This is a genomic window from Leisingera sp. S2M4, assembly GCF_055398055.1.
The window spans coordinates 1,550,204-1,562,940 of record NZ_AP040861.1; the positions used below are offsets into that span (position 1 = coordinate 1,550,204).

General features: G+C 60.3%; 13 protein-coding genes. 5 read left to right on the forward strand and 8 right to left on the reverse strand.

Annotated features, from left to right (window positions below):
• Positions 1–3: 3 nt before the first annotated feature.
• The 4 genes from ACZ52D_RS07575 to ACZ52D_RS07590 all read left to right on the forward strand — a co-directional run bounded on the left by ACZ52D_RS07575 (position 4) and on the right by ACZ52D_RS07590 (position 2,627).
• Positions 4–525: an LptA/OstA family protein gene (locus tag ACZ52D_RS07575; RefSeq protein ID WP_369929827.1), complete on the forward strand. Its 522-nt coding sequence runs from the start codon at positions 4–6 to the stop codon at positions 523–525.
• Positions 525–1,283, forward strand: a complete 759-nt coding sequence (lptB, locus tag ACZ52D_RS07580) for an LPS export ABC transporter ATP-binding protein (RefSeq protein WP_222454445.1) — start codon at positions 525–527, stop codon at positions 1,281–1,283. The genes ACZ52D_RS07575 and lptB overlap by 1 nt, the downstream gene beginning before the upstream one ends.
• A 268-nt stretch (positions 1,284–1,551) precedes the next feature.
• The gene (gene hpf / locus ACZ52D_RS07585; RefSeq protein ID WP_222454444.1) at positions 1,552–2,109 is read left to right on the forward strand and encodes a ribosome hibernation-promoting factor, HPF/YfiA family; all 558 of its coding nucleotides are present in this window, start codon (positions 1,552–1,554) and stop codon (positions 2,107–2,109) included.
• Between the two features lie 53 nt (positions 2,110–2,162).
• Positions 2,163–2,627 carry a PTS sugar transporter subunit IIA gene (locus ACZ52D_RS07590; protein WP_222454443.1) on the forward strand — a complete coding sequence of 155 codons (465 nt, stop codon included), beginning with the start codon at positions 2,163–2,165 and terminating at the stop codon, positions 2,625–2,627.
• A gap of 94 nt (positions 2,628–2,721) precedes the next feature.
• On the opposite strand, the gene ACZ52D_RS07595 is transcribed toward ACZ52D_RS07590, so the two are convergent.
• The 8 genes from ACZ52D_RS07595 to cysQ all read right to left on the reverse strand — a co-directional run bounded on the left by ACZ52D_RS07595 (position 2,722) and on the right by cysQ (position 11,795).
• Positions 2,722–4,158, reverse strand: coding sequence for a nodulation protein NodH (locus ACZ52D_RS07595; protein WP_464443037.1), 1,437 nt, complete (start codon positions 4,156–4,158; stop codon positions 2,722–2,724).
• 6 nt (positions 4,159–4,164) lie between these two features.
• Positions 4,165–5,865, reverse strand: a complete 1,701-nt coding sequence (locus ACZ52D_RS07600; protein ID WP_464443038.1) for a DUF5927 domain-containing protein — start codon at positions 5,863–5,865, stop codon at positions 4,165–4,167.
• Positions 5,862–6,848, reverse strand: a complete 987-nt coding sequence (locus ACZ52D_RS07605; RefSeq protein ID WP_369930224.1) for a glycosyltransferase family 2 protein — start codon at positions 6,846–6,848, stop codon at positions 5,862–5,864. Before ACZ52D_RS07605 ends, ACZ52D_RS07600 begins: the two co-directional genes overlap by 4 nt.
• 179 nt (positions 6,849–7,027) lie before the next feature.
• Positions 7,028–8,071, reverse strand: coding sequence for a glycosyltransferase family 2 protein (locus ACZ52D_RS07610; RefSeq protein WP_369929820.1), 1,044 nt, complete (start codon positions 8,069–8,071; stop codon positions 7,028–7,030).
• Between the two features lie 2 nt (positions 8,072–8,073).
• Entirely contained in the window at positions 8,074–9,057 is a 984-nt protein-coding gene (galE, locus tag ACZ52D_RS07615) for a UDP-glucose 4-epimerase GalE (protein ID WP_464443039.1), read from the reverse strand.
• A 68-nt stretch (positions 9,058–9,125) separates the two neighbouring features.
• On the reverse strand, positions 9,126–10,019 hold the full coding sequence (gene galU, locus ACZ52D_RS07620; RefSeq protein WP_464443040.1) for a UTP--glucose-1-phosphate uridylyltransferase GalU: 894 nt from the start codon (positions 10,017–10,019) through the stop codon (positions 9,126–9,128).
• 178 nt (positions 10,020–10,197) lie between these two features.
• On the reverse strand, positions 10,198–10,998 hold the full coding sequence (gene kdsB, locus ACZ52D_RS07625) for a 3-deoxy-manno-octulosonate cytidylyltransferase (RefSeq protein WP_369929817.1): 801 nt from the start codon (positions 10,996–10,998) through the stop codon (positions 10,198–10,200).
• On the reverse strand, positions 10,998–11,795 hold the full coding sequence (cysQ, locus tag ACZ52D_RS07630; protein WP_464443041.1) for a 3'(2'),5'-bisphosphate nucleotidase CysQ: 798 nt from the start codon (positions 11,793–11,795) through the stop codon (positions 10,998–11,000). The genes kdsB and cysQ overlap by 1 nt, the downstream gene beginning before the upstream one ends.
• A gap of 112 nt (positions 11,796–11,907) precedes the next feature.
• Between cysQ and ACZ52D_RS07635 the strand changes: the two genes are divergently transcribed.
• A complete protein-coding gene (locus ACZ52D_RS07635; protein WP_222454435.1) occupies positions 11,908–12,729 on the forward strand; it encodes an ABC transporter permease in 822 nt (273 codons plus the stop codon).
• The last annotated feature ends 8 nt before the right edge of the window (positions 12,730–12,737 follow it).

Consider the following 12,737-nt stretch of genomic DNA (forward strand, 5'->3'; position numbering starts at 1 on the left):
CCAGTGTCTTATTTGCGCGCATTGATATTTTGCTTCCCGCTGGCCCTGCCCCTTGGCCTTTATCCCGGTCTCGCCGCGGCTCAAAACGCGCAGGTTGCCTTTGGTGCCGTGAAAGCAGATCCCAGCCAACCGGTTGAAGTGACGGCGGACAATCTGGCGGTCAGCCAGGTTGACGGCTCCGCTGAATTCACCGGCAATGTCCTGATCGCACAGGGCATCATGCGCCTGTCGGCCGACAAGGTTCTGGTCATCTACAAAACCGCCGAGGACGGGCAGACCCGCAAGGGCATCGAGCGTCTGGAAGCAACCGGAAATGTGCTCCTGGTCAGCGGACCGGACGCCGCGGAATCGCAGCGCGCGGAATATACCATCGACAGCGGCACGATCGTGATGACCGGAGACGTTCTGCTGTCCCAGGCTGGCAACACCCTGACGTCAAACCGGCTCGAGGTGAACCTGACCACCGGCACCGCCCGGATGGCAGGCCGGGTCAAAACCATCCTCAATCCGGATGGCGAAAACTGATGGCCAAACCCGACCTGACCGTGACCGAAGGCACTTCCGGCCTGCAAATCAAGCAGCTGCGAAAATCCTACCGCAAGAAAGTCGTCATCCGTGATGTCTCGATGTCGCTGAACCGCGGCGAAGTCGTGGCGCTGCTGGGCCCCAATGGATCGGGCAAGACCACCAGCTTCTACGCGATCGCGGGGCTGGTGTTTCCCGAGGCCGGCATGGTCAGCATCGACGGCCAGAATGTCACCGGCCTGCCGATGTACCGTCGGGCCCGGCTCGGAATCGGCTATCTGCCGCAGGAAATGTCGATCTTTCGCGGGCTGTCGGTGGAAGACAACATCTCCGCGGTGCTCGATATCTCCCAGAAGCATGAGCACAAGCGCCGCGAACGTCTGGAAGAACTGTTGTCGGACTTCTCGATCGAACATCTGCGCCGCGCCCCGGCGCTGGCGCTGTCGGGCGGCGAACGCCGTCGCGTCGAGATCGCCCGCTGCCTGGCCGCCGACCCCAAGTATCTGCTGCTGGACGAACCTTTTGCCGGGGTCGATCCGATTTCCGTCGGCGACATCCGCCACCTGGTGGCCGATCTGAAGAAACGCGGCATCGGCGTGCTGATCACCGACCACAACGTGCGCGAGACGCTGGAAATCGTGGACCGCGCCTATATCCTGCACGATGGCCAGGTGCTGATGTCCGGCAGCCCGGAAGAAGTGGTGGAAAACGAAAACGTCCGCCGCGTCTACCTCGGCGACAACTTTCGGATCTCCTGACCGCGCGCCGCAGGTGGCACGCCAGATAATGTATCTGAAACCCGCATTTCTTTTTTGCGGCTTTCCATTGACTCTCCCGCTGACTTGCCGTGGAATTGATCCATGGCATACGCGCACACCGATGCAATCCGCTTGATGACCTTGGCAACAAGGCACGCAGCGATGCATCCCGGCGCCAAGCCATCCCCCCGGATCCGGATCTGACCCGACACCGTCAAGGATTGCCTTGGCGGCAGATCCATCCGCAATAATTCGTGAAGGAGATCACATGCGTTACAAAATCAGCGGTAAACAGATCGACATCGGCGAAGCTCTGCAAACCCACGTGCAGAACGAGCTGGGCGCGGTTGTACAAAAATACGCCGAGCGACCGACTGACGCGGCCGTGGTCTTTTCCCGTTCTGCGCATGAATATGTGTGTGAAACCACAGTTCATCTGTCGACCGGGCTGAATGCCCAGGCCAAGGCACATGCGACTGAAATCTACGCCGCCTTCGAAGGTTGCTGCGAAAAAATGGAGAAGCAGCTGCGTCGCTACAAGCGCCGCCTGAAGGACCACCACCGCGAGCGTAGCGAACCGGTTGAACATTTGGGCGCCAATTCGTATATCCTCGCGTCTGAGGAAGTGGAGTCAGAGCCGGAAAGCCTGCAACCGATCATCGTCGCTGAAATGGAAACCCGCATTCCGTCACTGTCGGTCGGGGAAGCAGTGATGCAGATGGAGCTTGCAGGGGCGCCGGTCCTGGTCTTCCGCAATGAAGGCAAGGACGGGTTGAATGTGGTCTACCGCCGCGAGGACGGCAACATCGGCTGGATCGACCCGTAAACACATCTAATGCATCGGCGCCCCCGAATGGGGCGCCGGAACGGAGCAGACAAATGCAGATTTCCAGCATCCTCAAGCCAGAGGCCGTCCGGGTAATCGGTGCGGCCTCCAGCAAGAAGCGCCTGTTTCAGGAAATCGCGGATGTCGCCCAGACCGCCTATGGTCTGAACGCCCAAACGACGGTCGAGGCACTGCTGGACCGCGAAAGCCTCGGCCCGACCGGCGTCGGCCACGGCGTCGCCCTGCCGCATGCGCGGCTCGACACGCTCAGCGAGGTCTGCGGCGTCTTCCTGATTCTGGAAAAGCCTCTGGATTTCGGTGCGGTCGACCGTCAGCCGATCGACATCGCCTTTGCGCTCTTTGCGCCGGAGGACGCTGGCGTCGAACACCTGAAAGCCCTGGCGCTGGTGTCCCGCACCCTGCGCGAGCAAAGCTTCTGCACCAAGCTGCGTGCCAACCACGAACCGTCCACGCTGTATACGATCCTGACCGAGAACCAATCGGTGCAGGCTGCCTGATCCGTCCCCGCAAAGGCGGGTTTCCTGACATCAGCGACCACCTTGCAGCGCTCTTGCGGAGCGCTGCACCACGCCAGGCGTTGAACGGAAACGACTACGGTTTCCAGGCCCCGAATCCGAAGGCCAGATAGTCGCGCTGGTAGACCGAGGCAGCGAGTTTTTCCAACTCGGCATCGTAAATCGCTTCCAGTCCATAGGGCATATCCGGCACCGTCTGCGGTACGGGCGCTGTCGATTGCGCGCCCAGCCGACGGGCCAGCGCGGGCAGTTCTGTCGCCAGCTCCGTTTCCCGCAACACTAGATCCGGCGATCCGACCTCGGCGAAGCCAGCCAGTATCTGGCTTTGGCTGGCCCATTCGGGATCGACCCGCACCGAGGTCTGCCCGACCAGATTGGCCTTGAGGAAGGTCAGGAAGCCGGCAAACGCCTCGCGATGCCGCGATTGCGAATAGCCCGCTCCCGGCCCATCCGCTGGCAGGTCCAATTTGAACTGCCGCCGCAGCGTATTGCGGATCGGCCCATAGCTGCTCTCACCCGTGCTGAGGATCCGGCGGCAGAAGACCGCGTGGGCGCGTGCAAGCGGATGGCGCAACACCGTGAAGCTGCGAAAGCCCGCATGGCTGCGCTTCCACTCGCGCAGCTGCTTCTGGTTCATCCCGTTTGGCAGCTGGTCTGGCTCGCTCTTCTCCACTGTCGCCATCCACTGCACCACTTCCGCTTCGGGGCCGCCCCGGATTGGCAGATAGAGCATCGGAACCTGACGCCCCGCAACGTAACTCGGCACTGCCGGACCACGGCGCGGCTCGAAATTCGGCGTGCGTGTCAGATTGAAGCTGTCCATCGACATCAACGCCTGCCGCACCATCTCCGGGTTGGAAACCTTGGACAGGACCGGCGCCGGGTTCTGCGGCTTGAGCGTTTCGTCCAACGCGTCCAATTGTTGCGTCACGCCCAACCAGCGCGCCAGTCCGTTCATCACCCCGAGGTTCTGCAGATCCTCGTAAGCAATATAGAACGCGGTCTGACCCGATGACTGAAGGCGGTTCAGCAAGGTGACCTGAAACTCCTGCAAGGCCGTTACATGGAAGGCGAATTCCGTAGGATCGAACTCAGCCTTGGCCTCCTTGCGCCGTTTCACATTGGTCAGTTTCCACTGCCCGGTCGCTTGGGCGATCTTCCGGGACACATAGCTGTCCAAGGGGTTGCGGGTCAGGATGATCTTGGCGCAGCGCGGGTCTTCGAGCATCAGATCCAAGACCCTTGGATCGTGATCGTGGAAGTAGCGAAATCCCCCCAGCACGCCCGGTTCGGACTTGATCACATCGATCAAACGCGCCGGGTCCACCTCGCGCATGGATTGGCTGACGCCCAGCAGATCACTCCTGTTCGGGTAGCCAATGAAATGCGGGTTGAACGCCTCACCGTGACAGCTGAGCCCATCATAGGCATTCAGGTTGGCTTCCAGAAAATTGGAGCCGGTGCGCATATCAGCGAAGACGACAAAATAGTCAAAGTTTGCAGAAGACGACATCGGGCCTCATCGCACCAGATAGGGTTTGCGGGGAGTGTTGCTCAGGCTGGCCGGGCTTTGCCCAACCGGGAAGTCCCCCATCAGATAGGGATGCATGCCCTGGTTCTTCAGATTCTGCAGAAACTCGCCGAACCCTTCAAGGTTGGTCATGGTCGGCACTTCTTGCAATTTTCGCCCGCTGGCGACGCCCATGTCCTCAAGCACCGCCTGCAAGGGTTCCATCGGAGCCTCCACGAATTCCGCCATTGTCCAGATGCGGACGCGGGCGCGGGTCCAGGGTTCTCGCAGTTTCTCGAGCTGTTTCGCCTCGATCTGTTGCAGGCGGGCCGCCTGCCGTCTGAGGTCGGCAAAACTGCGCCTGGACCGGAACAGAGACACCGCCCAGGCGCCGCTGATGACGGATATCTGCGCATTTCCATCGCGCGCCAGCATCCCGTTCACCGCCTGATTGTCCGCCGGGCCAAACTGAAAACACTGGCGTTCGCCGCGCGTGTTCCAGATCAGGTTCTTCAGGAAACTTTCGGGATTATAGTCCCGCAACGCCGCCGCTTGTGACAGGCAGCCATTGACCAAACTCTGATCCTCGGAAAATTCCGCCCGGTCCGGTCCGAACAGGTGCCCATGTACCCGCGCACCGGTTTGGCGGGCCAGCCAGGGCTCGAAATCGTCGAACAGTTCGGCGAAGCCTTGAAACACAGAATAGGGTCCAGCGGTGATCGCCTGTTCCGCGCCCTCGCCGGGAAAGCGGCTTTGCATGACAAGCCCAGCGCGACCACGGGTTCGCCGCTCCACCGCCTTGGCGAAGATACGGTCGATCTTGCCGGGATTCGGCTCGGCACGCGGCCTCGCTCTGTCCGCATCGGTCAGAAACGCCTGGTAAAGCCGCTCCGCATGCGGCCAGATCTTGCGCGCGACAAAGCAATCCGATCGGCGCAGCATTTGCAGATGATCGTCGTAGAAGATGTGAGGCTTGCCCTGAAAATCGAACTTGGACAGCGTCAGCGAGCGGCTTTCGATATTGCTGGAATAGAGCCGCGCCAGCGACTGAAAGTAACTTTCGTCCGGTATCCAGACCTTGCGAAAATACGCGTCAAACTCCGAGCGCCGCGGATCCCCCAAAATCGACTCGAGGGTCTGCCGTGTCAGACACCACCACTGGCTGCCCATATGCGGCACCAACCCGTCGGGGATACGGCGGCGGATGCCCAGACGCCGCTGCAAGGCAACATAGCGATCAAAGAGCTGCCGGTGCCGTTTCCATGAAAACGGAAACCGCAGCGTGAACCGCTCATGGCTGAGGCCACCAACAATCCATGGCACATCTGCCGTTGTTGCGCTTTCGATGAAGTCGATGCGCGGACGTTCCGCCAGGTAGTCGATCAGCTCCTGTACCGGGCGCAGCGGCAGACAGGAGCCGGAAGCAAGGTAGACATGGCGGACCTGCGCGAACTCTTCCAGCATCACTTCGCTTGCCGCTTGCGTGGCGGCCACGATGCCCCAGGTGCCCCACTCACAACGATGACGGCTGCAGAAGCGAACCAGCGGATCATCAACCAGCACCCTATGGAACGCGCGGAAATCCTCTGTGCTGACATTGCGGTCCACGTGCAGGACCACAGGGCAGCCGTTCGCCGTCCAATGGCGCGCCACCTGGGCTGCCCGCTCCAGCGAGGTGTGCACCAGCATCACGATGCCCAGCCCGCTCATGCCCAGTTCCCCTTGGACATCAGGCCCAGAATTTCCAGCTGGCGCCAGTTGATGTATTTCTCACTCCACTTGCACCAGAGGTCCGGTTGCTCGGCCAACTTTTCGGCGTAGGCGCGATATTCGGTCGAGCCGCCGTAGTGCTGCTTGCGCGACAGCTCCTCCCTGGCCTTGGCCGTGAAGGTGTCGAGAAACTTGGCATGCAGCAGCGCACCGCTGGCCTTTTCGCCGCCATCAGCCGCATAGACCTGGTTCAGTCCCCGCGGCAACAGCGCATGGGTAGAGCTGGCATAGGCATAGCGCCGGTCCCATTTGACCAGCGGGATCTTGTTCAGCGCCGGCGCCTTCTTCGGCTGATCCGCAAAGAACACCCGCGCCCGCGGGCCGCCCTGTATCCACAGGTTTCCGTACTCGGGATTGCGCGAGATCATGTAGTTGCCGCTGTCGAACCACTGCGCGATCTCCAGCGGATCTTGCCCAGCCTGATAGGGCACCGCATCGATCCGCCCCTTGGGGTAGACGTCGATCAACATCGCCGCAAAACTACGAAGATCCGAATTGTCCAGCCAGTCTGTCAGGGCGCGAATAGGGCGTGTATCGCAGAAGGGATAGATGAAGAACTCATCCGGGTCGACGACCAGAACCCAATGCCCGTGCGCATAGCGGCGTTTGAGATAATTCATCCAGTCGATGCCGTACCCTGCGCGCCGGTAACTCGCGTCTGTGTGCCAGAGCGAGACGTCGGCCATCCCGCGCAGGTAATCGGCCGTGCCATCGGTCGAGCCATTGTCGACGAACAGGAAATGGCCGATCCCCAGATTGCGGTAGTACTCCAGAAAATACGGCAGGCGAATCTGCTCGTTTCGCATCGTGCAGACCAGCAGGATATCGTCGGGACGGATGGACCGGGTGTTGTCCTGAAGCAGTGTCAGCTCGGCCGATTTCCGTACGGCCCGGATCAGGCGCCGCTTGCGCCGCAAGCGCATCCGGTAAGAATCCCAAAGCCCCACGTCAACTCCATCCCTGCCCAAGAAGCGCCTTGCGAGGCCGCTCCCAGTCTGCCCGCATCGGAACTTTGCACAATATGTCACGGGGGCAGTATATTAACAACGTACTTAGAAACGGTTACGCGGCCGCTCGGCGCACGCGCAACATCCGCTGCAGCCTAGCGCCAGGCGGAGCGCATCAAGCCAAGCTCGACCAGTTGCTCCGGCCCCTTGTAACGCTGCGCACCCTCGTGCCACAGGTCCGGCGCCGAGGCGATTTGATCGTAGTAATGGTCAAAGTTCTCTGGCGTATGGAAATGTTGCCGACGCGCCTTTTCCGTGCGCGATTTGGCGACGACTTCTGGCAGAAACTTCGTGTGCAGCAACACGCCCGAAGGCGCGTTTCCGCCCGGCCCGCTGTACATGCCGTTCAACCGCGGTGGCAGTAGGGAATGGGTCGAATTCACATAGGCATAGCGCCGGTTCCAACGCAGCAGCGGAATCTTGTTCAGCGTCGGAGAGCGTTCCGGCTGCTCCGCGAAAAACACCCTCTCTCGGGTGCCGCCCTGCACCCAGAGATTGCCGAGCGGCGGTTGCCGCACAGCGCGATAAGGGCCTGCATCAAACCACGGTAGCACATCCAATGGGTTTTGCCCTGACGCATAGCTCTGGTCCCCCAATGCTCCCTTCGGGAAAAGGTCCAACATCAGGGTGCCAAGACCCTGCTGCCCCAGCGTCTCCAGCTGCTGGCACAGAGCCTCAAGTCCATGATCCTGCATCCCGGGGTAGGCCAGCAATTCATCCGCATCGACGGTCAGGCACCAGCGTCCGTGTCCATACCGAAGCAGCAGCCAGCCCAGCCAGTCCAATCCGAAACGCGCCTCGCGGTAACTGGCCCTTGTCTGCCACAGGGTCACATCAGGCTGTGCCGCCAGCAGCTCTGCGCTGCCGTCGTCACTGCCATTGTCGACCACCAAGAAATGCGCCGCTCCAAGCCTGCGATAGTGCTGAAGAAAAAACGGCAGGCGCCCGGCTTCGTTGCGCAGCACCACGAAGACCAGAACGCCCGAAGCCGGAACCTGTGCGCGACGAGCTGAAACCAGTCGCAATTGGTGGCGGGCCCGCAAGGCGCGCCACAGAAGCCGCCGCCGCTTCCAGCGCATCCTGTAAGCCATGGTCAGGCTCAGCGGATGCAGATCGGGCGCGGCAGGGCTCGAGTGCATGCTCAGCGCTCGTAATGGCCTGTCTTATGCCACTTCCAGGCGTCGGCAATCATCGTGTCCAAGGTAGAGCGCCGCGGCTCCCAGCCGAGGTCCGTGACCGCACGGGTCGAACCCGACACCAGCTTTGTACAATCACCGGCACGGCGCGGTCCGATATTGCAGGGAACTTTCTGGCCAGTCACCGCTTCAGCGCGGTCCATCACCTCACGGACCGAAAAGCCACTCCCCGTTCCCAGGTTGAAGACCTGGCTGCCCTTGCCGTCTTCCAGCCATTTCAGGCCCAGAACATGCGCATCCACCAAGTCACAGACATGGACGTAATCGCGAATACAGGTACCATCCGGCGTGTCGTAATCGGTGCCAAAGATGGTCAGCGCGTCGCGTTTGCCAGCAATCGCATCCAGCACCAGCGGCACAAGATGGGTTTCCGGGCGATGGAACTCGCCGATCTCGGCCTCAGGATCGGCCCCAGCAACGTTGAAATAGCGGAAGATCACCGACCGCAGCCCGTGCGCCGCGCCAAAATCCTTGAGAATGTTTTCAACCGCGTGCTTGGAGGCACCATAGGCATTCAACGGCTGCTGGGGCGTATTTTCATCCAGAACCACGTTGTCATGCTCACCATAGGTGGCGCAGGTCGAGGAAAAGACGAATTCAAGGCACCCCGCCGCAACCGCGGCCTCGATGAGGTTCAGTGAACCGCCAGTGTTGTTGGCCCAGTAGCGGCCCGGCTCGCTCATCGCTTCGCCGACCTGGCTCAGGGCGGCGAAATGCATCACCGCAGCCGGTTCATACTTGGCAAAGACCTCGTCCAGCCGCGCGCGGTCATTCAAATCGCCTTGCTCGAAGGGACCGAATTTCACCGCCTGCTGCCAGCCGGTTATCAGATTGTCATAGGTTACGGGAGTGTAGCCTGCGGCTTTCAGAGCCTTGCAAGCATGAGAGCCGATGTAGCCGGCACCTCCAGTCACGAGGATATTGGTCACTGTCTTTGTCCCATTGTCGGCCACCCCGGTTGGGGCGGCCCATGTGTCATGTCCTGAAAGCGGCGTGTTTACTGCGCGGCCTTGCCGACCTGCGCGATCTCGGTGATGTAGCTCATCAGATCATCGCGCAATTCATCCCGTGCCAGCGCGAATGCCACCGTCGCCTGCAGGAACCCCGCCTTGGAGCCACAGTCGAACCGTTCACCCTGGAAACGGTAGCCATACACCGGAACGTCCTTGGCAATGTCCTCAGCAATGGCATCCGTCAGCTGGATCTCGCCACCGGCGCCCTGTTTCATCTTGTTGAGGTTCTTCAGGACGGAAGGCGCCAGGATATAGCGTCCGATCACCGCGAGATTCGACGGTGCATCTTCGGCTTTCGGCTTTTCGACCATTCCATTGGCGGAAACCACCCGCCCCATGTCTTCCTTCACGTCCAATACGCCATAAGAAGAGGTCTTCTCGGGAGCGACTTCCATCGCAGCCACCATGTTACCACCGGTCTCCTCGTAGGCTTCCACCATCTGCTGAAGACATGGTTTTTCGGCCGCGATGACGTCATCGGGCAAGATCACGGCGAAGGGTTCATTGGCAATCAGCCGCCGGGCGCACCAGACCGCATGCCCCAGTCCCAATGCCTTGTACTGGCGCAAGTAGGCGATGGCCCCCGATTCCATGTTGGTGCTTTGCAGGATTTCCAGAAGCTCGTCCTTGCCCTTCTTGCGCAGCTCTTGCTCCAGAACCGGCGAGTGGTCGAAGTAGTCCTCCAGCGCGCCCTTGCCGCGAGAGGTGACAAAGATGAATTCCTTGATCCCAGCGGCGCGCGCCTCGTCGATGGCATATTGCACCAGAGGCCGGTCAACCAAGGTCATGATTTCCTTGGGAACGGATTTGGTTGCTGGCAGAAACCTTGTACCCAGGCCTGCAACCGGGAAAATAGCCTTGGTTACTTTTTTACGCATGATCTTCTCTCAAATCCATGTTCCCGGACGGTTCTTTTGCTTACTCGCAATTTACGAAGCCTCGAACTTGTATTGTATCCGGCCAACTCCCAAAAAAACTTGAAGAGCAGGGCTGAAACGTAGCACGCATGCCGACATTTCTACCAACTTAAGCTCCATCCTCGATACCGATCTCCGGTCACTCATACCCCATTTTTTTCATCATGGCTTCCAGTCGCGGCACATCTTCCGGATTATTCAACTCCCAGAATTCACGTCCGCGGGCTTCCACCTCGACACACAGAACCTTGCGCCCGTTTTCCATGAACCGTAACTGTTCCAACCCTTCAAGCTGCTCCAGTGGTCCGGTCTTCCAATCAGGATATGCTGCCAGCGCCTCCGGGCGGTAGGCATATACACCGACATGGTGATACACCGGCGTTTTTTCGCCATCCGCGAAGCTATCTGCGCAAAACGGCAGCACCTCCTTTGAAAAATAGAGCGCACTATGGTCCGCGGCAAATACCGCTGTCGTACCACCGACGCGGCCAGCCTTGCGATCGGCCAGCAAGCTGTTCAACGTCTCGCCATTGCAACGCAGTACGGGGGTCGCCAGCCCCATGTTCGGCGCCGCGCGCAGCCCTGCCACCAGATCCTCGACGAACCAATGGGGCGTCAGGGGGGCGTCCCCCTGCAGGTTGACTACGATGTCATAGCCACCGCCCAGTTTGGCATGGGCTTCGGCGCAACGCTCAGTGCCGTTGGCGCAGCTCTCGGAGGTCATCACCACTTCGGCGCCGAACCCCTCGGCAGCCTGTTTGATGCGATCGTCATCCGTTGCAACAACAACGCGCTCCACGCCCTGCACGGAGCAGGCCGCCCGCCAGGAGCGCTCCACCAAGGTGCGTTGGACACCGGTTGCCCCGGTCAGCGGAACGAGCGGTTTGCCCGGATAACGGGTAGAGGCGTAGCGGGCGGGAATGACAATCAGAACGGACATCAGGCTTCTTTCAACTCCACGGCCGGAGCGTAAGCGATGAAAAACGGGTTGGCATAGCCCTCTTTACCGTAAACTAGGGGGGAATGATCGTCGAAGCGCACCACTTTTCCGCCGGCACCTGCCAGGACGGCGTGACCCGCCGCGGTGTCCCACTCCATCGTGCGGCCAACGCGCGGATAGAGATCGGCTTCACCGGTGGCGACGAGGCAGAATTTCAACGATGAGCCCGCGCTTTTCATGTCCCGCACGTTGTACTTGTTGATATAGTCGTCGGTTGCCTGATCGCGATGCGATTTCGAGGCCACAACCATCAAGGCGGAATTATCGCTGTCGGCGACCCGGATCGGGCGGGTGTCGCCGATGGTGTCCGGATCAAAGGCTCCGGTTTCCTCGACCGCGGTGCCATCTGCGAGGGTGAAGAACATGCGTTCGCGGGCCGGGGCATAGACCACACCGCGGGTCGGAACGCCGTTCTCGACCAGAGCAATGTTGACCGTGAAGTCGCCACGTCGGTGGATGAACTCCTTGGTGCCGTCCAGCGGGTCAACGATCAGGAAGGTATCGCCGCGCTCCTGGTGGGACTCAGCCTGTTCCTCGGTGACAAGCATCACGTCCGGGAAGGCCGCCCGCAGACCCGCGGAAATCAACGCATCCGCAGCTTCATCGGCTGCAGTCACCGGGCTTTCGTCCGATTTCACCTTAACGTCGAAGTCGTCGGAGTTGTAGATCTCCATGATCTTTGCACCAGCCTCGATGGCCAGACGGCGGATCACGGGCACCAGGTCTTCATAAGTCACGCAGCTCTCCCTGACACGGGTTTAATTGAAAATTTTCCTCTGCCCCCTTATGCTGCGGGGATAACCGAACGGCAAGCAGCCGCTTCATGTCCGAGCAGAGAATACAAACCCGATGTTCCAGCAGCGCACGCAGCAGTCCTCGCTCTCAGGCTTTCTGAGCTTCTGCGAAGTGGTCTTCCATTCCGTGGTGCGCAGCGTTCGTTCAAAGCACAATAACGCCTTGATCGCGCTTGCTTTGAACATCATGCAGGCGGTGATGTTCGTGGGCGCGTTCTACGTGATGTTCGCGGTGCTCGGCCTGCGTGGATCGGCCATTCGGGGCGATTTCCTGCTGTATGTGATGTCCGGCATTTTTCTGTTCATGGTTCACACCAAGACCGTGAGCGCCGTGGCCGGAGCCGAAGGGCCGAGCAGCCCGATGATGCAGCACGCGCCGATGAACACGATGGTGGCCATACTTTCCGCCGCCATTGGCGCGCTCTACGTGCAGGTTCTGTCCCTTCTGCTGATCCTCTTTGTCTACCACGTGGCCTTTACGCCGGTGGAGATCGAGCAACCGATCGCCGCCTTCGGCATGGTCCTCTTGGCATGGATCTGCGGTGTCGCCGTGGGTCTGATCTTTCTTGTGCTGAAGCCTTGGGCGCCCAGCATGGTCAGCATTCTGACGATGATCTATCAGCGCGCCAACATGATTGCATCGGGCAAGATGTTCCTGGCCAACACCTTGCCGAGCTTCATGTTGGCGATGTTCGACTGGAATCCGCTGTTTCACTGTATCGATCAGTCGCGCGGTTTTGTGTTCATCAACTACAACCCGCATTTCAGTTCCTGGCAATATGCCGGCTGGGTCGCGCTGGTGCTGATGGTGATCGGCTTGATGGGTGAGTTCTATACCCGCCACCGGGTCTCGATCAGCTGGAGCGCGCGGCGCTAGGCTGTCAG

Bases quoted from the DNA above. Each gene is read 5' to 3' on its own strand.
- lptB (WP_222454445.1), top strand. From the start codon at position 525: ATGGCCAAACCCGACCTGACCGTGACCGAAGGCACTTCCGGCCTGCAA.
- hpf (WP_222454444.1), top strand. From the start codon at position 1,552: ATGCGTTACAAAATCAGCGGTAAACAGATCGACATCGGCGAAGCTCTG.
- ACZ52D_RS07590 (WP_222454443.1), top strand. From the start codon at position 2,163: ATGCAGATTTCCAGCATCCTCAAGCCAGAGGCCGTCCGGGTAATCGGT.
- ACZ52D_RS07595 (WP_464443037.1), bottom strand. From the start codon at position 4,158: ATGTCGTCTTCTGCAAACTTTGACTATTTTGTCGTCTTCGCTGATATG.
- ACZ52D_RS07600 (WP_464443038.1), bottom strand. From the start codon at position 5,865: ATGAGCGGGCTGGGCATCGTGATGCTGGTGCACACCTCGCTGGAGCGG.
- ACZ52D_RS07605 (WP_369930224.1), bottom strand. From the start codon at position 6,848: ATGCGCTTGCGGCGCAAGCGGCGCCTGATCCGGGCCGTACGGAAATCG.
- ACZ52D_RS07610 (WP_369929820.1), bottom strand. From the start codon at position 8,071: ATGCACTCGAGCCCTGCCGCGCCCGATCTGCATCCGCTGAGCCTGACC.
- galU (WP_464443040.1), bottom strand. From the start codon at position 10,019: ATGCGTAAAAAAGTAACCAAGGCTATTTTCCCGGTTGCAGGCCTGGGT.
- kdsB (WP_369929817.1), bottom strand. From the start codon at position 10,998: ATGTCCGTTCTGATTGTCATTCCCGCCCGCTACGCCTCTACCCGTTAT.
- ACZ52D_RS07635 (WP_222454435.1), top strand. From the start codon at position 11,908: ATGTTCCAGCAGCGCACGCAGCAGTCCTCGCTCTCAGGCTTTCTGAGC.